This window comes from Streptomyces sp. NPDC005017, from assembly GCF_042873115.1.
In the GTDB taxonomy this organism is placed as follows: Bacteria; Actinomycetota; Actinomycetes; order Streptomycetales; family Streptomycetaceae; genus Streptomyces.
In genome coordinates, this window is sequence record NZ_JBIALD010000015.1 from 38,330 (window position 1) to 56,087 (window position 17,758).

Annotated in this window: 17 protein-coding genes; 4 read left to right on the forward strand and 13 right to left on the reverse strand. The window is 72.0% G+C overall.

What is annotated here, in order from left to right:
* Positions 1–24: 24 nt before the first annotated feature.
* Positions 25–846 carry an SAM-dependent methyltransferase gene (locus ACFYR0_RS22840; protein WP_389330961.1) on the reverse strand — a complete coding sequence of 274 codons (822 nt, stop codon included), beginning with the start codon at positions 844–846 and terminating at the stop codon, positions 25–27.
* Positions 847–1,030: 184 nt separating this feature from the next.
* On the reverse strand, positions 1,031–2,188 hold the full coding sequence (locus tag ACFYR0_RS22845) for an acyl-CoA dehydrogenase (protein ID WP_389330964.1): 1,158 nt from the start codon (positions 2,186–2,188) through the stop codon (positions 1,031–1,033).
* A 186-nt stretch (positions 2,189–2,374) separates the two neighbouring features.
* On the opposite strand from ACFYR0_RS22845, the gene ACFYR0_RS22850 reads away from it, so the two are divergent.
* Positions 2,375–3,718, forward strand: a complete 1,344-nt coding sequence (locus ACFYR0_RS22850) for a UDP-glucose dehydrogenase family protein (protein ID WP_389330967.1) — start codon at positions 2,375–2,377, stop codon at positions 3,716–3,718.
* A 221-nt stretch (positions 3,719–3,939) separates the two neighbouring features.
* Here ACFYR0_RS22850 and ACFYR0_RS22855 read toward each other — a convergent pair whose 3' ends face one another.
* The gene (locus ACFYR0_RS22855; protein ID WP_389330969.1) at positions 3,940–4,440 is read right to left on the reverse strand and encodes a CGNR zinc finger domain-containing protein; all 501 of its coding nucleotides are present in this window, start codon (positions 4,438–4,440) and stop codon (positions 3,940–3,942) included.
* 116 nt (positions 4,441–4,556) lie between these two features.
* Between ACFYR0_RS22855 and ACFYR0_RS22860 the strand changes: the two genes are divergently transcribed.
* Positions 4,557–4,916 carry a VOC family protein gene (locus tag ACFYR0_RS22860; RefSeq protein ID WP_386379123.1) on the forward strand — a complete coding sequence of 120 codons (360 nt, stop codon included), beginning with the start codon at positions 4,557–4,559 and terminating at the stop codon, positions 4,914–4,916.
* 27 nt (positions 4,917–4,943) lie between these two features.
* On the opposite strand, the gene ACFYR0_RS22865 is transcribed toward ACFYR0_RS22860, so the two are convergent.
* From ACFYR0_RS22865 to ACFYR0_RS22880, 4 genes are all read right to left on the reverse strand, one after another.
* Complete coding sequence (locus ACFYR0_RS22865) at positions 4,944–6,062, reverse strand: dipeptidase (protein WP_389330971.1); 1,119 nt, start codon at positions 6,060–6,062, stop codon at positions 4,944–4,946.
* Between the two features lie 174 nt (positions 6,063–6,236).
* Positions 6,237–7,415 carry a dipeptidase gene (locus ACFYR0_RS22870; RefSeq protein ID WP_389331353.1) on the reverse strand — a complete coding sequence of 393 codons (1,179 nt, stop codon included), beginning with the start codon at positions 7,413–7,415 and terminating at the stop codon, positions 6,237–6,239.
* A gap of 5 nt (positions 7,416–7,420) precedes the next feature.
* A complete protein-coding gene (gene purE / locus ACFYR0_RS22875) occupies positions 7,421–7,945 on the reverse strand; it encodes a 5-(carboxyamino)imidazole ribonucleotide mutase (RefSeq protein WP_386379121.1) in 525 nt (174 codons plus the stop codon).
* Positions 7,942–9,081: a 5-(carboxyamino)imidazole ribonucleotide synthase gene (locus ACFYR0_RS22880; RefSeq protein WP_389330974.1), complete on the reverse strand. Its 1,140-nt coding sequence runs from the start codon at positions 9,079–9,081 to the stop codon at positions 7,942–7,944. Before ACFYR0_RS22880 ends, purE begins: the two co-directional genes overlap by 4 nt.
* A 153-nt stretch (positions 9,082–9,234) precedes the next feature.
* Between ACFYR0_RS22880 and ACFYR0_RS22885 the strand changes: the two genes are divergently transcribed.
* Positions 9,235–9,828 (forward strand): GtrA family protein, encoded by a 594-nt coding sequence (locus ACFYR0_RS22885; RefSeq protein ID WP_389330977.1) that lies wholly within the window; start codon positions 9,235–9,237, stop codon positions 9,826–9,828.
* 38 nt (positions 9,829–9,866) lie between these two features.
* Here the strand turns inward: ACFYR0_RS22885 and ACFYR0_RS22890 are convergent, their stop codons facing one another.
* Both ACFYR0_RS22890 and ACFYR0_RS22895 read right to left on the reverse strand, forming a co-directional pair.
* Positions 9,867–11,135 carry an ATP-binding protein gene (locus ACFYR0_RS22890; protein WP_389330980.1) on the reverse strand — a complete coding sequence of 423 codons (1,269 nt, stop codon included), beginning with the start codon at positions 11,133–11,135 and terminating at the stop codon, positions 9,867–9,869.
* A gap of 520 nt (positions 11,136–11,655) precedes the next feature.
* Entirely contained in the window at positions 11,656–12,333 is a 678-nt protein-coding gene (locus ACFYR0_RS22895; protein WP_386379116.1) for a response regulator transcription factor, read from the reverse strand.
* Positions 12,334–12,858: 525 nt separating this feature from the next.
* Here ACFYR0_RS22895 and ACFYR0_RS22900 point away from each other — a divergent pair.
* Positions 12,859–14,355 carry an oligopeptide:H+ symporter gene (locus tag ACFYR0_RS22900; RefSeq protein ID WP_389330983.1) on the forward strand — a complete coding sequence of 499 codons (1,497 nt, stop codon included), beginning with the start codon at positions 12,859–12,861 and terminating at the stop codon, positions 14,353–14,355.
* Between the two features lie 646 nt (positions 14,356–15,001).
* Here the strand turns inward: ACFYR0_RS22900 and ACFYR0_RS22905 are convergent.
* From ACFYR0_RS22905 to ACFYR0_RS22920, 4 genes are all read right to left on the reverse strand, one after another.
* Positions 15,002–15,127, reverse strand: coding sequence for a hypothetical protein (locus ACFYR0_RS22905; protein WP_389330986.1), 126 nt, complete (start codon positions 15,125–15,127; stop codon positions 15,002–15,004).
* Positions 15,124–16,164: a hypothetical protein gene (locus ACFYR0_RS22910; RefSeq protein ID WP_389330989.1), complete on the reverse strand. Its 1,041-nt coding sequence runs from the start codon at positions 16,162–16,164 to the stop codon at positions 15,124–15,126. Before ACFYR0_RS22910 ends, ACFYR0_RS22905 begins: the two co-directional genes overlap by 4 nt.
* Before the next feature lie 71 nt (positions 16,165–16,235).
* Positions 16,236–16,919, reverse strand: a complete 684-nt coding sequence (locus tag ACFYR0_RS22915; RefSeq protein ID WP_389330991.1) for an LPXTG cell wall anchor domain-containing protein — start codon at positions 16,917–16,919, stop codon at positions 16,236–16,238.
* Between the two features lie 303 nt (positions 16,920–17,222).
* Entirely contained in the window at positions 17,223–17,726 is a 504-nt protein-coding gene (locus tag ACFYR0_RS22920; protein ID WP_389330994.1) for an ATP-binding protein, read from the reverse strand.
* Between the last annotated feature and the right edge of the window lie 32 nt (positions 17,727–17,758).

Here is a 17,758-nt window from a genome sequence, read left to right on the forward strand (position 1 = left end):
TGGCCGTCGGGGGGCCGGCCGGGCTCACGGCTTGCGCCCCACGCCCGCGAAGTGGGTGACCTGGACCGGCTCGGCGCCCGGCTCGGGCCGCCAGCGGGAGCAGCTGACGATGCCGGGCTCCAGCAGGTCGACGTGGTCGAAGAAGCGGGCGAGGTCGTCGCGGGTGCGCAGGGTCATGGGCGCGGAGCCCTGGCTGTTCCAGTACTCGACGGCCTGGGTCATGGCCTCGCCGTCGACCTCGGTCGTGGGGTGCGATATCGCGAGGTGACTGCCGGAGGGCAGGGCGTCCAGCAGCCGGTGGACGATGCGGGCGGCCTCGCCGGTGTCCATGACGAAGTTGAGGATGCCCAGCATGGTGACCGCCACCGGGCGCTGGAGGTCCAGTGTCGCGGCGGCCCCGCGCAGGATGGCCTCGGGGTCGTTGACGTCGGCCTCGATGTAGTCGGTGGCTCCCTCGCGGGTGCTGGTGAGCAGCGCGTGGGCGTGGTTCAGCACGAGCGGGTCGTTGTCGACGTAGACGATCCGGCAGGAGGGGTCGACGCGCTGGGCGACCTCGTGGGTGTTCTCGGCGGTCGGCAGCCCGGTGCCGATGTCCAGGAACTGCCGCACGCCCACCTCGCCGGCCAGATGCCGCACCGCGCGGGCGAGGAACGCCCGGTCGGCGACGGCCGAGCGCGGCAGCTCCGGCACGAACGACAGGATCTGGTCACCGACCTCCTGGTCCACCGGGTAGTTGTCCTTGCCGCCCAGCCAGTAGTTCCAGATCCGCGCCGAGTGGGACACGTCCGTACGCAGGCGGTTCACCCGGCCGACGCCTTCGTCGTGGGAGGGGAGGGGGTCGGACATGAGGTGGGTCTCCTTGGTGGGGAACGATCGGATCGCGCCCTCAACCTAGACACAATCAGCCGCGGCCGTCGGCCACTTGGCCGATCCTGCCCTGTGCCCGGACCGGGGCGCGGGAGCGCCGACGGGCATGCGACAGCCCCCGGCCGGGGGTTCCGGGCGGGGGCTGTCGGCAGGTGCTTCCGGGTTACGGCAGGTTGCGGGCCATGACGATCCGCTGGACCTGATTCGTACCTTCGTAAATCTGGGTGATCTTGGCGTCGCGCATCATGCGCTCGACCGGGTAGTCGCGGGTGTAGCCGTAGCCGCCGAGGAGCTGGACGGCGTCGGTGGTGACCTCCATCGCGACGTCGGAGGCGAAGCACTTGGCGGCCGCGCCGAGGTAGGTCAGGTCGGCGTCGCCGCGCTCGGAGGCGGCGGCGGCCTGGTAGGTCAGCGCGCGGGCGGCCGAGATCTTCATGGCCATGTCCGCGAGCATGAACTGGATGCCCTGGAAGTCGGCGATCGGCTTGCCGAACTGCTTGCGCTCCTTGACGTAGCCCTTGGCGTAGTCGAGGGCGCCCTGGGCGACACCGAGGGCCTGCGCGGCGATGGTGATGCGGGTGTGGTCCAGCGTCTTCATCGCGGTGGCGAAGCCGGTGCCCTCCTCGCCGATCATGCGGTCGGCGGGGATGCGGACGTTGTCGAAGTAGACCTCGCGGGTCGGGGAGCCCTTGATGCCGAGCTTCTTCTCCGGCGCGCCGAAGGAGACGCCCTCGTCGCCCTTCTCCACGACGAACGCGGAGATGCCCTTCGAGCGCTTCTCCGGGTCGGTGACCGCCATCACGGTGTAGTACTCGGAGACGCCGGCGTTGGTGATCCAGCGCTTGACGCCGTTGAGGATCCAGTGGTCGCCGTCGCGGACCGCGCGGGTCTTCATGCCGGCCGCGTCGGAGCCCGCCTCGGGCTCGGACAGGCAGTAGGAGAACATGCCGTCGCCCTTGGCGAGCGGGGTCATGTACTTCTTCTTCAGGTCCTCGGAGCCGGACAGGATCACCGGCAGGGAGCCCAGCTTGTTCACGGCCGGGATCAGGGAGGACGAGCAGCACACACGCGCCACCTCCTCGATCACGATGACCGTGGCGAGCGCGTCGGCGCCCGCGCCGCCGTAGGACTCGGGCACGTGGACGGCGTGCAGGTCGTTCGCGACCAGCGCGTCGTGCGCCTCCTGCGGGAAGCGGGCCTCCTCGTCCACCGCGGCGGCGAACGGGGCGATCTTCGCCTCGGCCAGGGAGCGGACGGCGTCGCGGAGCATGTCGTGCTCCTCGGACGGGCGGTACAGGTCGAAGTCAGCCGATCCGGCCAAGGTCTCTCACGCTCCAATGACGCTACTGACGCTAACTACCGTTAAGTAACTCAATTTTAGTGCGTCCTTTCGCGCGGCGGATACGTGAGGTAGGCGACAGCGGGAAAAGTGCCCGCTGAATGGGCTTCCCGAGCCCCGGCTATGCTCGGGCACCGCATCACCGTTCGCCGTACTCCTGGAGCGTCCATGGCCCTGAAGATCACCGTGATCGGCACCGGCTATCTCGGCGCCACCCACGCCGCGGCCATGGCCGAGCTGGGCTTCGAGGTGCTGGGTCTCGACGTCGTCGAGGAGAAGATCGACCTGCTGCGGCGGGGCGAGGTGCCGATGTACGAGCCGGGCCTCGGGGAGCTGCTCCGCAAGCACGTGGCCGGGATCGAGGGCTCGTCCGGGCGGCTGCGCTTCACCACCGACTACGCCGAGGCGGCCGCGTTCGGCGATGTGCACTTCGTCTGTGTGAACACTCCGCAGCGGCACGGCGACTACGCCTGTGACATGTCCTACGTCGACGCCGCCTTCGCCTCGCTGGCCCCGCATCTGACCGGCCCCGCGCTGGTGGTCGGCAAGTCGACCGTGCCGGTGGGCTCCGCCGAGCGCCTGGCCGCCTACGTGGCCGAGCACGCGCCGGCCGGGGCGGACGCCGAGGTCGCCTGGAACCCGGAGTTCCTGCGCGAGGGCTTCGCGGTGCAGGACACCCTGCGCCCGGACCGGATCGTGGTCGGCGTACGCAGCGAGCGCGCCGAGAAGCTGCTGCGCGAGGTGTACGCGACGCCGGTCGGCGAGGGCACCCCGTTCGTGGTGACCGACTTCCCGACGGCCGAGCTGGTGAAGACCTCCGCGAACTCCTTCCTCGCCACCAAGATCTCCTTCATCAACGCCATGGCCGAGGTGTGCGAGGCCGCGGGCGGCGACGTCGTCCAGCTGGCCGAGGCCATCGGCCACGACGACCGCATCGGGAGGAAGTTCCTGCGCGCCGGGATCGGCTTCGGCGGCGGCTGCCTGCCGAAGGACATCCGGGCGTTCATGGCCCGCGCGGGCGAGCTGGGCGCCGACCAGGCGCTGACCTTCCTGCGCGAGATCGACTCGATCAACATGCGCCGGCGCGGCCAGATGGTGGAGATGGCCCGCGAGGCGCTCGGCGGCGGCTCGTTCCTGGGCCGGCGCGTGGCGGTGCTCGGCGCCAGCTTCAAGCCGGACTCCGACGACGTACGGGACTCGCCCGCGCTCAACGTCGCCGGGCAGATACACCTCCAGGGCGGCCAGGTGACCGTCTACGACCCCAAGGGCATGGCCAACGCCCGGCGGCTGTTCCCGACCCTGGGCTACGCCGACACGGCGATGGAGGCGGTGCGCGGGGCGGACGTCGTGCTGCATCTGACCGAGTGGCGGGAGTTCCGCGAGCTGGACCCGGCCGCGCTGGGCGAGGCGGCGAAGCAGCGGGTGATCCTGGACGGGCGCAACGCCCTGGATCCGGAGCTGTGGCGGCGGGCCGGGTGGACGTACCGGGCGATGGGACGCCCCACGGCCTGAGTTCCGCGCGCGGAAGTGGCGACGCCGGTTCGGCCGAGGCTCAGTCGGCCGAACCGGCGTCTTCCCGCATTCTGCCCCACACACCCCCGCCGCGGCCGGTGAACGTTACGCGGCTCACGGATCCTTTGCGTTCCGGTGGTCGGGGGCCGCCGTTCGGATCATGCCGCCGCCGAGCGGGGTGGGCCGACGGATGCTCTCCCTTTCCACCTGAGCAACAGCCCCTATTTCGCCCGGTACCGCCGCATCTTCGCGCGGGCTCCGCACACCTGCATCGAGCACCAGCGGCCGCGGCCGGCCGGGCTGCGGTCGTAGTACGCCCAGTGGCAGGTGTCCGACTCGCATGCCTTGAGGCGGGTCCAGGTGCCGGCGACCAGGGCCTCGGCGACCGCCGCGGCGACCCGTGAGAGCAGGGGTCCTTCGTCGGCCGGGGCGAGCCGGGCCGAGCCGTCCCCGGCGTCGACGGTGAGCAGGAGCGGGGCGCCCGTGAGCAGGGTGCCGAGCGGGGTAACCGTGCCGTGCGGCGGGTGGCCGGCATGGGCGAGGAGGGTCGCCCGCAGCGATTCACGCAGGTCCCGCGCGCGGGGCAGTTCCTCCTCGGTGAGCCCGAGCCGCGCCCGGCCGTCCGCCGTGTCGAGGGCGTCGGCGCCCGACTCGATGTCCAGCGTGTTGACCAGGGACTCGATCAGGGCGAGGCCTCCGGGCGCGGGTGATCTCTCGCTCATGGCTGCACGCTACCTCCCGATACTCCCTTGCGACGTTACCCCTTATGAGGGAGCATGGGGTAACGGTTACCGGTTACCAGCGCCTAGCAGTAACCCCGTATTCCCGAGGAGGAGTCATGGCTGTCGCCGAACTGGGTGTCGTCGTCCTGGACTGCCCCGATCCGGCCGGGCTCGCCGCGTTCTACGCCGCTGTTCTGGGCGGCAGCGTCGAGGGCGAGGGCGAGTGGGTGGACGTGAAGGTGCCGGGCGGCCAGTCGCTGGCGTTCCAGGCGGCACCGGGGTTCGTGCCGCCGAGGTGGCCGGCCGCCGATCACTCGCAGCAGTTCCACCTGGATCTGAACGTCCCCGACCTGGACGCGGCCGAGCGGGAGGTGCTCGCCCTGGGCGCCCGGCCGCTGGACACGGAGGACCGGACGCGCGGCTGGCGGGTGTACGCCGACCCGGCGGGCCACCCGTTCTGTCTCTGCGCGAGCTGAACCGCCCGGCCGCGCGGGAGCCCGCGGTCAGCCGTCCAGCTCGGCGATCCTGGCCGTCGACGGCTCACGGCGATGCTGTGCGGCGCGGGCCGCGGAGTCGGCGGTGCGCAGTACGCGCTGGACGTTGCCCCAGGTCAGCAACGCGATGTCGGCCGCGGGCCAGCCGCGCTGGAACAGCTCGGCGACGAGCCGCGGGTACCCGGAGGGGTCGCCGAGGTCCTGGGGGTGGGCGGAGCCGGAGTCGTAGGTGCCGGACAGCCCCACGCACTCGGGCCCGGCGATCTCACGGACGTGGTCGAGATGGTCGGCGACGTCCCGCACGGTCGGCCCGGTCTGCTCGGCCGTCAGCGGCACCATGCACAGGCCCTTCGCCGCCCCCAGCTCGGCGAGCAGGTCGTCGGGCAGGTTGGAGGGGTGGGGGCGCAGCGCGCGGGCGGCGGAGCGGGTGCACAGCACCGGCGTCCTGGACAGGGCGATCGTCCGGGCGACGGTGGCCTCGGAGGCGCCGGAGAGGTCGGCGAGGACCCCGAGCCGGTTCATCTCGCGCACGACCTCCTCGCCGAACCGGGTCAGACCGGCCTCACTGGCCCAGGAGGTGCCGCTGAGGGTGAGGACGCGCACCCCGAGCCGGTGCAGGACGCGCAGGATGGCCAGGGAGTCGTCCAGCGCGGCGGCCGTGGCCGGACCGAGCAGGACGGCGACGCGGCCGCAGTGGCGGGCGTCGATGAACTGCCCGGCGCTGCGGGTCAGGCGCAGGCCCTCGGGGTGCGCGGCGATGACCGAGCGCACCAGGTCGAGCTGGTCCAGGGTGGCGCCCACGGCCCGGTCGGCCGCCAGCCCCTCGGGCAGTCGCAGCGACCAGAACAACGCCCCGACCCGGCCTTCCCGCAGCCGCGGCACATCCGTGTCGACCGCGCTCTCCCCGAGCTGGAGGTCGTACCAGGGCAGATGCCGCAGCGCCCAGGGCAGGCCGCTGTAGCCGTCGGCGACGGGGTGGGAGGCCAGCAGGGCGTGCGCCTGTTCCAGCGGCTGCGCTCCCTCGGGGACGCTGACGGACGGCTCTTCGACCAGTTCGTCGAACGGCTCCGCGAGGGGCAGCGCGGCGATCCCGGTGCCGGGGTGCAGTTCGTCCTGGAGGTCGGCCATGGCGGTCTCCGTACGTCGGGATCACGGCGTGGCCCGCCGTACCGTCACCGTCGCACGGACGTCCGGGGCCTTCCTGGTGGGCGGGGCGTTCGGGGGTACGCCCGCCGCCGCGCTTCAGGACCGCCGCGGGGCGGGGCGGCCGGGGACACCGGCCGCCCCGCCCGGGGACGTCGGTCAGCCGTCGAGCGACTCGATCGTCGCGTTGGACGGGGAGCAGGTGGCCCGGAGATGGCGGGCCACGTCCTCCGCGGCGTCCAGTACCCGGACCGCGTTCTGCCAGGTCAGCTTGGCGAGGTCGGAGTTCGACCAGCCCCGGTCGTGGAGCTCGGCGAGCAGACGCGGGTAACTGGACACGTCACCGAGGCCCTCGGGGGTGAAGGCCGTGCCGTCGTAGTCGCCGCCGATGCCGAGATGGTCGACACCCGCGACCTCGCGCATGTGGTCGAGATGGTCGGCGACCGTCGACACCGTGGCGACCGGGCGCGGACGCCGCTCCTCGAAGGCCGCGTGGACCTTCATCGCCTCCGGGGTGGTGTCGAGGTGGTGGAAGCCGTGGGCGCGCATGTTGTCGTCGGCGGCGGCCGTCCAGTCGACCGCGGCCTGGAGCACGAACTTCGGCACGAACGTCACCATCGCCATGCCTCCGTTGCCGGGCAGCCGCTCCAGGACGTCGTCGGGGACGTTGCGCGGATGGTCGCACACGGCCCGCGCGGAGGAGTGGGAGAAGATCACCGGGGCCGTGGATCTGTCCAGCGCGTCCCGCATGGTCGTCGCGGCCACATGGGAGAGGTCCACCAGCATGCCGAGGCGGTTCATCTCCCGCACGACCTCACGGCCGAACGCGGAGAGCCCGCCCACGTTCGGCTCGTCCGTCGCGGAGTCCGCCCAGGCGACGTTGTCGTTGTGGGTGAGCGTCAGGTACCGCACGCCCAGCGCGTACAGACCGCGCAGTGTGCCCAGCGAGTTGTCGATGGAGTGCCCGCCCTCGGCCCCCATCAGCGAGGCGATCCGGCCCTCGCGGCGCGCCGACTCCATGTCCGCGGCCGTGAACGCGGCCCGCAGCTGCGCCGGATGACGGTCGATCAGCTGCCGTACGCAGTCGATCTGCTCCAGCGTGGCAGTGACCGGGTCGGGCAGGTCCGTGCGCACGTACACGGACCAGTACTGCGCGCCGACCCCGCCCTCGCGCAGCCGGGGCAGGTCGGTGTGCAGATGGGCGTCCTGCCGTACGGCGATGTCCCGGGCGGCGAGGTCGTAGCGGACCTGTTCGCGCAGGGCCCACGGCAGGTCGTTGTGGCCGTCGACGACCGGGAACTCGGCGAGGAGTTCCCGCACTGCCTCCAGGGCGGTCATCTCGGTCACTTCCCGAAGCCGAAGCCGCCGCCGGACCCCTCGGCCTTGGCGCGCAGGCGCTTGCCCTTCTCGGTGGCCTGGTCGTTCAGCTCCTGCTGGAACTCGCGCATCTTCGCCAGCAGGTCCTCGTCGTGGGCGGCGAGCATGCGGGCGGCCAGCAGACCGGCGTTGCGGGCACCGGCCACCGACACGGTCGCCACCGGCACACCCGCCGGCATCTGCACGATCGACAGCAGCGAGTCCATGCCGTCGAGGTACTTCAGCGGCACCGGCACACCGATGACCGGCAGCGGGGTGACGGAGGCGAGCATGCCCGGCAGGTGCGCGGCGCCGCCCGCCCCGGCGATGATCGCCTTCAGGCCCCGGTCCGCGGCGTTCTCGCCGTACGCGATCATCTCGCGCGGCATGCGGTGGGCGGAGACGACGTCGACCTCGTAGTCGATCTCGAACTCGTCGAGGGCCTGGGCCGCGGCCTCCATGACCGGCCAGTCGCTGTCCGACCCCATGACGATGCCAACAACAGGGCTCATTCGGTGATGGTGCCTCTCAGGTAGTCGGCGGCGTGACGCGCGCGCTCCAGCACGTCGTCCAGCTCGTCGCCGTAGGTGTTGACGTGACCGACCTTGCGGCCGGGCTTCACGTCCTTGCCGTACATGTGGATCTTGAGCTTGGGGTCGCGGGCCATGCAGTGCAGGTACGCGGAGTACATGTCGGGGAAGTCGCCGCCGAGGACGTTCGCCATGACCGTCCAGCGCGCGCGGGGGCGCGGGTCGCCCAGCGGGAGGTCCAGGACCGCGCGGACATGGTTGGCGAACTGGCTGGTGACCGCGCCGTCCTGGGTCCAGTGACCGGAGTTGTGGGGGCGCATCGCCAGCTCGTTGACGAGGATGCGGCCGTCGCGGGTCTGGAACAGCTCGACGGCGAGATGGCCGACGACTCCCAGCTCCTTGGCGATGCTGAGCGCCATCTCCTCGGCCTTCAGCGCGAGCGCCTCGTCCAGGTCCGGGGCCGGCGCGATGACCGTGTCGCAGACGCCGTCGACCTGGCGGGACTCCACGACCGGGTAGGCGACCGCCTGGCCGTGCGGCGAGCGGACCACGTTGGCGGCCAGCTCACGGACGTAGTCGACCTTCTCCTCGGCGAGGACCGGGACACCCGCCCTGAAGGGCTCGGCGGCCTCCTCGGCGGAGTCCACCACCCACACGCCCTTGCCGTCGTAGCCGCCGCGGACGGTCTTCAGGACCACCGGGAAGCCGTCGCCCTCCGCCGCGAACGCGGCCACGTCCCGCGGGTCGGCGACGATCCGGTGCCGTGGACAGGGCACACCGATCGCGTCGAGCTTCGCACGCATCACCCCCTTGTCCTGGGCGTGCACCAGCGCGTCGGGGCCGGGGCGCACGGGGATGCCGTCCGCCTCCAGGGCCCGCAGATGCTCGGTGGGAACGTGTTCGTGATCGAAGGTGATCACATCGCACCCGCGCGCGAAGTCACGCAGCGTGTCCAGGTCGCGATAGTCGCCGACGACGACATCGCTGACGACCTGCGCCGCGGAATCCTGAGGGGTGTCACTGAGGAGCTTGAACCTGATGCCGAGCGGGATGCCTGCTTCGTGTGTCATACGAGCGAGCTGGCCCCCGCCGACCATGCCGACTACCGGGAACGTCACGCCCCCAGGGTATCCGGCGCGCGGGGACGGCCGGATTCCGCTCCTCGCGCGGGTCCTGTGACCGACCTGTGTGCTCGGTCGCGGGCGATCACGAAAGGGGGGTGGTTAGCATGATTGCGTTGACGATTTCCGACGGACGGGGCCTACAACGCCATGGGACGTGGTTCCTCGGGGCTTCACTCGGCGCCGCCCGGCGCGTTGCGGCTGCGCATCGACCACCTGCTCCGGGAGGTCGCGAAGTTCGGCGCGGTCGGCGGTGCGGGGCTGCTCGTCAACCTCGCCGTGTTCAACCTGGTGCGCAGCGTCACCGACCTCCAGGTGGTGCGCGCCAGCGTCATCGCCACGGTCGTGGCGATCGTCTTCAACTACATCGGGTTCCGGTACTTCACCTACCGTGACCGCGACAAGAGCGGCCGTACCCGTGAGATGACCCTGTTCATCGTGTTCAGCGCGATCGGGCTGGTCATCGAGAACGGTGTGCTGTACGCGGCGACGTACGGGTTCGGCTGGGACAGTCCGCTGCAGAGCAACGTCTTCAAGTTCCTCGGCATCGGCGTCGCCACCCTGTTCCGCTTCTGGTCCTACCGCAGTTGGGTCTTCAAGGCCCTGCCGCAGGAGACGGCCGCGCCGCAGCAGGTCACCGCCGCCGGGTCGCCCGGCACCCCCGGGGCCCGCTCGGGCGGGGCCGCCCACCGCTCCGCGGGCGAGACGCGGTCGGGACGGCAGCGGGTCAAGCAGCGGGTCTGAGGGGCTCGGGGGCTGTTCCGGCTCCGGACCGCCCGCGCTCAGCGCACTGTGGGCGCCTTCTCCTCGGTCTTCGACGGAGCCGTGCGGGACAGGAACAGGCCGAAGACCGGCGGCTGGGCCTGGAGCATCTCCAGGCGGCCCCCGTCGGCCTCGGCGAGGTCCCGGGCCACGGCCAGGCCGATACCGGTGGAGTTGCGGCCGCTGATGGCCCGCTCGAAGATGCGCGCGCCGAGGTCGGCCGGGACGCCCGGGCCCTCGTCGGTGACCTCGATCACGGCCTGGTTGCCGGTGACCCTGGTGCGCAGGGCGACGGTGCCGCCGCCGTGCATCAGGGAGTTCTCGATCAGCGCGGCCAGCACCTGCGCGACCGCGCCCGGGGTGCCGACCGCCTGGAGGTGCCGTTTGCCGGAGCTGACGATGGCGCGGCCCACGCCCCGGTACGCGGGGCGCCACTCGGCGAGCTGCTGCTGGATGACCTCGTCGAGGTCGAAGGTGACGGCGGAGCCGGTGCGGGGGTCGCGGGCGTTGGTCAGCAGCCGCTCCACGACGTCCGTGAGGCGCTCCACCTGGGTCAGCGCGATGGTCGCCTCCTCCTTCACCGTCTCCGGGTCGTCCGTGAGGGTGATCTCCTCCAGCCGCATCGACAGCGCGGTGAGCGGGGTGCGCAGCTGGTGGGAGGCGTCGGCGGCCAGCCGCCGCTCGGCGGTGAGCATGCGGCCGATGCGCTCGGCCGAGGCGTCCAGTACGTCGGCGACGCGGTCCAGTTCGGGGACGCCGTAGCGCTTGTGACGGGGGCGCGGGTCGCCGGAGCCGAGGCGTTCGGCGGTCTCCGCGAGGTCGGTGAGCGGGGAGGCGAGGCGGCCCGCCTGGCGCAGGGCGAGCAGGACCGCGGCGATGACGGCCAGCAGGGCCACCGCGCCGATGATCAGCAGGGTCCGGCCGACCTCGCGGGTGATCCGTGAGCGGGGCTCCTGGACGGTGACCGTCTCGCCCTCCTCGCCGCGCGCGGTGTGCTCGATGACGTCGCCGTCGGGCTCGTCGCCGATCTCGATGACCTCCCGGCCGGGGATGCGGATCACCGCGAAGCGGTCGTCGCCGACCTGTTCGCGCAGGATCTCCGCGGAGATCTGCTCGTCGCCGAGGATGCGGCCGTCGACGATGCCGGCGAGGCGTACGGCCTCGGAGTTCACCCGCTCCTGGGCGGTGGTGGTGATCGTCCGTGTCTCGACGATCACCAGGGATACGCCGAAGACGGCGATGACGACGAGTACGACGGCGAGGGTGGACTGGATCAGGCGACGGCGCACGGGTCCTCCGGGAGCGGCTTCACGACTCCCAGTCTGCCAACACGGTCCCCTCGATCGCCGCGCCCCCCTCCGGGGCAAGGCCGTCGATCGAGTGCGGCCCGCTTGTGGCAGATCGCGCGGTTCCCCGCGCCCTTCAGCGCTTGCTGCCGCCGTTCGACCGCGGGTCCTCGTGGGCTGGTCGCGCAGTTCCCCGCGCCCCTTGGGGTGCGGTCGTCGAACGGGTGCGGGTCGTGGTCGGCCGGTCGCGCAGTTCCCCGCGCCCCTAGGGGGTTGGGCTGCCGGCGCGTCGGGCAGCCGATCCGCGGCTACCGCCGCGCGGGCGCGACAGGCCGCAGCCGACAGCCGACGGCCGCCACATCAGGGGCGCGGGGGACTGCGCGAACAGCCCACCACCGCCCGCAGCCGAACGACTGCAGGAAGCACCGTCAGGGGCGCGGGGAACTGCGCGAACGGCTGTGGGGAGCGGGAGCAGGGGACGGCCGCGGCCCGGGGGTGGGCACGCTTCAACCGCCGGCGGCACTCAGCTCTTCTCGAAGCGGAACCCGACACCCCGCACAGTGGCGATGTACCGAGGGTTGGCCGCGTCATCCCCCAGCTTCTTCCGCAGCCACGAGATATGCATGTCGAGCGTCTTGGTCGACGACCACCACGTCGTGTCCCACACCTCACGCATCAGCTGATCCCGCGTGACCACCCGCCCCGCGTCCCGCACGAGCACCCGCAGCAGATCGAACTCCTTCGCCGTGAGCTGGAGTTCCTCCTCGCCCATCCACGCCCGGTGCGACTCCACGTCGATCCGCACACCATGCGTCGCCGGCGGCTGCTGCGGCTCCGCGGAACCGCGCCGCAGCAGCGCCCGGACCCGGGCGAGCAGTTCGGCGAGCCGGAACGGCTTGGTGACGTAGTCGTCCGCCCCCGCGTCCAGCCCGACGACCGTGTCCACCTCGTCGGCCCGCGCGGTGAGGATCAGGATCGGCACGGTCTGCCCCTCGGCACGCAGCCGACGGGCGACCTCCAGGCCGTCCATGCCGGGCAGTCCGAGGTCCAGGACGACCAGGTCGATACCGCCCTGGATACCCGCGTCCAGCGCGGTGGGGCCGTCCTCACGCACCTCGACCTCGTACCCCTCCCGGCGCAGCGCGCGGGCCAGGGGCTCCGAGATGGACGCGTCGTCCTCGGCGAGCAGTACACGGGTCATGACCTGATGGTAGTCCGCCTGGTCGCGGCCCCGAGGTGAGATCGCCACGGCGGATTCTTACCTTTGGATCTGTACCGCAATGACGGGTTCACTCCTTTCATAACCTTGGTACGAACCTATGATTGAGGCTCGGATCCGTCTGATCGCATTCGAATTGGGCTCCATGGTTCCTTGATCACCTGTGATCCATATCTCAAGTCCTTCCATTTCAGGCACTGGACTGCCGTATGGTGATTCAACGCCTGTAGCACCGCAGAAACCTTTGGCTCCACATTCGACGCCGAGGGTCTCTTTTGTGTGCGGGCCGGCCCCCGCCGGCCCTGAAAGGAATGACCTGTGGCCGGGCCTCATCACGCGACAACGCGCGAGAGGCGTGGATCCCGGTGGTCGCCGTCCACCGTCCCGTGATCCGGGGCGGACTCCCCCTGGGCGTAGGGGCGGACGGGCCGATCACGCCGGTGCCGGCCGCCCCACCGGGCGCGCAACGCTCCACCCCGCGCGTCCCGAACCAGCAAGGAACGACCCATGGCGTCCAGCCTGACGAAGGACTCGGTCCGTCCGGGCACCCCCGGTTCCGAGAAGACCTTCCTCGGCCACCCCCGCGGCCTGGCCACCCTCTTCATGACCGAGATGTGGGAGCGGTTCTCCTACTACGGCATGAGGGCACTGCTCCCGCTGTACCTCGTCGCCCCGGGCGGCCTGCACCTCGACGCGGCCACGGCCACGGCGATCTACTCCGTGTACGTCTCGCTGGTCTACCTGCTGGCGATGCCCGGCGGCTGGTTCGGCGACCGGGTCTGGGGCCCGCGCAAGACCGTCGCCGTCGCCGGCGCTGTCATCATGCTCGGCCACCTCACCCTGGCCCTCCCCGCCTCCGGCACCTTCTACGCCGGTCTCGGCCTGGTCGCCATCGGCTCGGGTCTGCTGAAGGCCAACATCTCCACGATGGTCGGCCACCTCTACGACGGCCCGGACGACCCGCGCCGCGACGGTGGCTTCACGGTCTTCTACATGGGCATCAACCTCGGTGCCTTCGCCGCCCCGCTGGTCATCGGCACCATCGGCGAGAACGTCAACTGGCACCTGGGCTTCGCCCTCGCCGCGCTCGGCATGGCCCTGGGCCTCGGTCAGTTCCTGCTGGGCAGCCGCAACCTGGCCGAGCGCTCCAGCGTCGTGCCGAAGCCGCTGTCCGCCCAGGAGAAGGCGTCCACGCTGCGCAAGGCCGCCGTCTGGGCCGGTATCGCCGTGGTCTTCTACGCCATCGTCGGCTTCTCCGGCTCCTACACCCTGAACTGGATCCTGGTCCCGCTGACCCTGCTCGGCGTGATCATCCCGGTGCTGGTGCTGGTCAACATCAAGCGCGACAAGGACCTCGACCGCACCGAGCAGAAGTCGATGTCGGCGTACATCTGGTTCTTCGTCGCCGCCGCCGTCTTCTGGATGATCTACGACCAGGGCGGCTCGACCCTGTCGATCTTCGCCGACTCCTCCGCCGAGAACACCGTGTTCGGCTGGGAGTTCCCGGTCTCCTGGTACCAGTCGGTCAACCCGGTCCTGATCATGGCGCTGGCCCCGGTCTTCGCCTGGTTCTGGCTGGCGCTGAACCGGCGCGGCAAGGAGCCGAGCACGATCGTGAAGTTCGCCTCGGGTCTGGTCCTGGTCGGCGCGTCCTTCTTCCTCTTCCTCGCCCCGCTGTCGATCGCCGAGGGCGGTCACAAGGCGGCCGCGATGTGGCTGGTGGCGATCTACTTCGTGCAGACCGTGGGTGAGCTGCTGCTCTCGCCGGTCGGTCTGTCGGTCACGACGAAGATGGCGCCCGCGAAGTACGCCTCGCAGATGATGGGTGTCTGGTTCCTGGCCGTCACCGCGGGTGACGCCACGACCGGTCTGCTGTCCATCGCCGGGGTCGACCTCAACAAGACGGGCATCGTCGCGCTGGAGGCGACTCTGGCCGTGGTCGCCGGTGTCGCGGTATGGATGTACCGCAACAAGGTCAAGGAGCTCATGGGCAGCGTTCGCTAGTCCGGGCTCGCCTGTGCCGAGGGCCGCCGTATCCGAGGGGGATACGGCGGCCCTTTCGCGGCTCTGCGCGTTCTGTGCGTTCTGTGCGTTCTGTGCGTTCTGTGCGTTCTGTGCGTTCTGTGCGTTCTGTGCGTGGGCGGGTGCGGGTCCGTCGTGGTTTGTCGCGCAGTTCCCCGCGCCCCTGGGGGCGGTTGTCTGCGGGTGTCGCCGTGCGGGCGGGGCAGCTGTGTCGCCGTGCGCGTTCTGTGCGTGGGCGGGTGCGGGCCCATCGTGGTTTGTCGCGCAGTTCCCCGCGCCCCTGAGGGCGGTTGCGTCCTGGTTTGTTGCGCAGTTCCCCGTGCCCTCAGGGCGTTTGCGGGGCGGCATGGTTGTGAGGATCGCTGTGCCCAGGGGGAAGGTCGTGGCTGCTGCCAGGCCAGGGCCTTGAGGGGGCCGTGGGTTCCCGAGCCTGTGTCCGCCAGGCCGCCGCCGGGGTGGTCGTCGTACCGCCTGTCGAGAAACCGCCTCCCTCCGGGTTCTTCGAGGCGGCCCGGACGAACGTCCACACCACCTCGGCCTCCCCGCCCACCGCCGCCGTGGCCGGGGCGGTGATCTCCGCCTCGGTGGTGCCGTGGACCGGCGGCAGACCCGAGATCGCCGGGGGCACTCACTCGGTGGCGTACGAGACCGCGACGGCCCGCGCGGGCACGGCGGACAGGGCCAGCAGCACGCCCGCCCCGGTCATGGGGGCGAGCCCCCGGCCGGCCGGCGTGGCTCTCCTTCGCTCCTTCACGGGCTTGCCTCTCTGCCGGGGAGCCGGTCGTCGTGCGGTGCGGAGAGTGCGCCCGGATCGGCGTCCGGGGTGAACCAGGGCAGGGGCGGGGGCGCCGGGGACCCCCGGCCGCCGGATGTCCTCGTAAGGGGCAGCCGCAGGGCCACGGCGGGCAGACGCAGGCGCAGGCGCCGAGGGGCGGCCCCACGCGGCCGCAGATGGTCCACCAGGGTCATTCCGGCGCGGAACACCGCGGCCGGCACCACCAGGCAGACCAGGATCCAGAACAGGGTCACGCCCCACGGGCGGCCCACCGCCCAGGGCTGCTCGGCCATCACCCTGCCGCCGTACTTCAGCGAGACGGTGTAGTCGCCGTGCGCCCCGGCGGGCAGTTCGACGGGCAGTCCGACCCTCGCGCGGCCGCCGGGCGGGATCGTACCGCGCCACTGCCGCTCCTCCCACCGCGGCGCGAACACCCCGTGCGCGGTGCCGACCTGGAAGACCGGGTCCCGCAGGGCCGAGGTGCCGACGTTGCCGACGGTGAGGACCAGGGTGCGGGCGGGCGGCGCCCCGAACCAGGTCAGCAGCCCGTCGGAGCCGTCGAGCCGGGCGTCCGTGAGGGCCGCCGGCCGGGCCCCGCCGGGCTGCGCGGGCAGCGGCTCGACGGCGTGCCCGGCGACCTGGAAGACCGCGTCGGCCTGTGCCCTCGCCCCCGTCGCCGTCGCCACGTGCACCACGCACGGGCAGGGCACGGGCGGTTCGGCGACGGGCAGTTCGCGCCTGAACCGCCCGTCGGCGTCCGTGGTCACGGCCCTGCCGTCGGCGTTGGCACAGGAGTTGGTGCCCCCGGGCACGCCCCGGAAGGGCACGGACTGCCCGCAGATCAGGATCATCAGCAGGGCGCGCGGCCGCCAGCCGCTGCCGTGCACGGTGACCGAACCGCCCGTGCCCGCCTGGGCCCTGGACAGCCGCACGGCGGGTTCCCCGGCCGCCCGGGCGAGCCCGGCCGGCACCAGCAGGGCGGCGACCAGCGCCAGCACCAGGACCCTCGCCCTCATCGCGCCACCTCCCCGGGCCTACGCCGCCTGCGTCGCTGTACGACGACCAGGGCCCCGGCCGACGCGTGCCTTCAGCGGCCGGCTCGTGCCGTCCCGCGCCGCCGGGTCAGCCACAGGGTGCCCGCCGCGCCGGTGAGCAGGACCGTGCCGCCGAGGATGCCGAGGGCGACGGCGGAGTCCGCCGGGCCCGTCTGCGGGAGTCCGGCTCCCGGGTCGCCGCCGGCCGGCGGATCGCCCCCGGTGTCCGGGCCGCCCGCGCCCGCCGCCTTGACGTCGAGGATCAGGGAGGGGCCGGGGCTGTTGGTGGGGGTGCAGGTGGTCGTCGTACCGAGGGCCTTGATGGTGAGGACGCCCGCGGTGAAGGTGACCTTGCCGGACTTGCGCGGGGTGTACGTGCCGCTCAGGTCGTTGACCTTGATAGGGGTGTCGGCGGGGATCGCCGCCTGGTTGGCCGGGCCGGTCACGGTGAGGCTCCCGCTGTCGGCGCCGCCGACCACGACGGTCGCGCTGGGGTTCATCGCCCCCTTGCCCAGCTCGACGGGGCTGGACGAGACGCCCTTCTGCCAGGACATGGTGATCCTGTAGCCGTCGCCGCTCCGCACGCCCTTGATGTCGATCGGCGACACCGCGCTCTTGTCCCCGATCGGCGTCTTGCACTGGTAGTTGACGTCGACGACCTCGGCCCGGGCCCCGGGAGCGCCCACCAGCACCGCCGATCCGGCCAGGACCGCGACGATTCCCTTCCGGTACGACATGGGCGTACCCCCATTCCTGACGGAGCATCAGATCGGCCGTCAAGGTACGCCCACGGGCAACAAGAGGGAAGAGAAGCGCACTCGGGGACGTGAGGCGGCGCCGGGCCGCCCGTCCATGCGCACGGAAGGGGCCGGGGGCGCGCCACACACAAGGACCAGGCGGAGGGCGCCGGACCGCCCGCACACGGACGCCGTGCGGCCCGCAGGACCGCGCACACGGGCGCCGCGCGGCCCGCCCGCACCCCCGGGGCGGCTACGTCGCAGCCCGCATGACCGCACGCCCAGGCGGCTACGCCGCAGCCGTCAGAGCGGAGCCCCCAGCTCCGCCCACACCGTCTTCCCCGTCACCCCGGATGTGCGCACGACGCCCCAGTCCAGGCAGAGGCGTTGGACGATGAACATGCCGTGCCCGCCGGGCCGCCCGGCGCGATGGGGTGTGCGGGGCGCGGGCTGGCCGGTGCCCTTGTCGGACACCTCGACACGGATCACCTTGCCGTCACAGGCGATCCACATCGCGTCCGGCCCCTCCGCGTGCAGACACGCGTTGGTGACCAGCTCGGACACGACGAGCAGCACGTCCTCCGCGACGGCACGCCGGTCCGCGGACGCGGCGGGCAGCCAGCCCCACGCGTACAGCGCCTGACGGGCGAAGTCGCGGGCCAGCGGCACGACGCCGGCCTGCCCCTCGAAGGCCAGCCGGCGCACCTGCCGGTCCTCGACGACCCCGGGCTCACCGGACACCGCGGGCGCGCCGGAAGCGCCGCTGGGCTCTTCGGAGCCCGGCGAGTACGGCCGGGTGGTGCTCATCAGCGCTTCACCTCACCGATTCACCAGTTCAC

Excerpts from the sequence above, each read along its gene's own strand:
- ACFYR0_RS22840 (WP_389330961.1), bottom strand. The coding sequence starts at position 846 with ATGTCCGACCCCCTCCCCTCCCACGACGAAGGCGTCGGCCGGGTGAAC.
- ACFYR0_RS22850 (WP_389330967.1), top strand. The coding sequence starts at position 2,375 with ATGGCCCTGAAGATCACCGTGATCGGCACCGGCTATCTCGGCGCCACC.
- ACFYR0_RS22855 (WP_389330969.1), bottom strand. The coding sequence starts at position 4,440 with ATGAGCGAGAGATCACCCGCGCCCGGAGGCCTCGCCCTGATCGAGTCC.
- ACFYR0_RS22860 (WP_386379123.1), top strand. The coding sequence starts at position 4,557 with ATGGCTGTCGCCGAACTGGGTGTCGTCGTCCTGGACTGCCCCGATCCG.
- ACFYR0_RS22865 (WP_389330971.1), bottom strand. The coding sequence starts at position 6,062 with ATGGCCGACCTCCAGGACGAACTGCACCCCGGCACCGGGATCGCCGCG.
- ACFYR0_RS22870 (WP_389331353.1), bottom strand. The coding sequence starts at position 7,415 with ATGACCGCCCTGGAGGCAGTGCGGGAACTCCTCGCCGAGTTCCCGGTC.
- purE (WP_386379121.1), bottom strand. The coding sequence starts at position 7,945 with ATGAGCCCTGTTGTTGGCATCGTCATGGGGTCGGACAGCGACTGGCCG.
- ACFYR0_RS22885 (WP_389330977.1), top strand. The coding sequence starts at position 9,235 with ATGGGACGTGGTTCCTCGGGGCTTCACTCGGCGCCGCCCGGCGCGTTG.
- ACFYR0_RS22895 (WP_386379116.1), bottom strand. The coding sequence starts at position 12,333 with ATGACCCGTGTACTGCTCGCCGAGGACGACGCGTCCATCTCGGAGCCC.
- ACFYR0_RS22900 (WP_389330983.1), top strand. The coding sequence starts at position 12,859 with ATGGCGTCCAGCCTGACGAAGGACTCGGTCCGTCCGGGCACCCCCGGT.
- ACFYR0_RS22910 (WP_389330989.1), bottom strand. The coding sequence starts at position 16,164 with ATGAGGGCGAGGGTCCTGGTGCTGGCGCTGGTCGCCGCCCTGCTGGTG.
- ACFYR0_RS22915 (WP_389330991.1), bottom strand. The coding sequence starts at position 16,919 with ATGTCGTACCGGAAGGGAATCGTCGCGGTCCTGGCCGGATCGGCGGTG.
- ACFYR0_RS22920 (WP_389330994.1), bottom strand. The coding sequence starts at position 17,726 with ATGAGCACCACCCGGCCGTACTCGCCGGGCTCCGAAGAGCCCAGCGGC.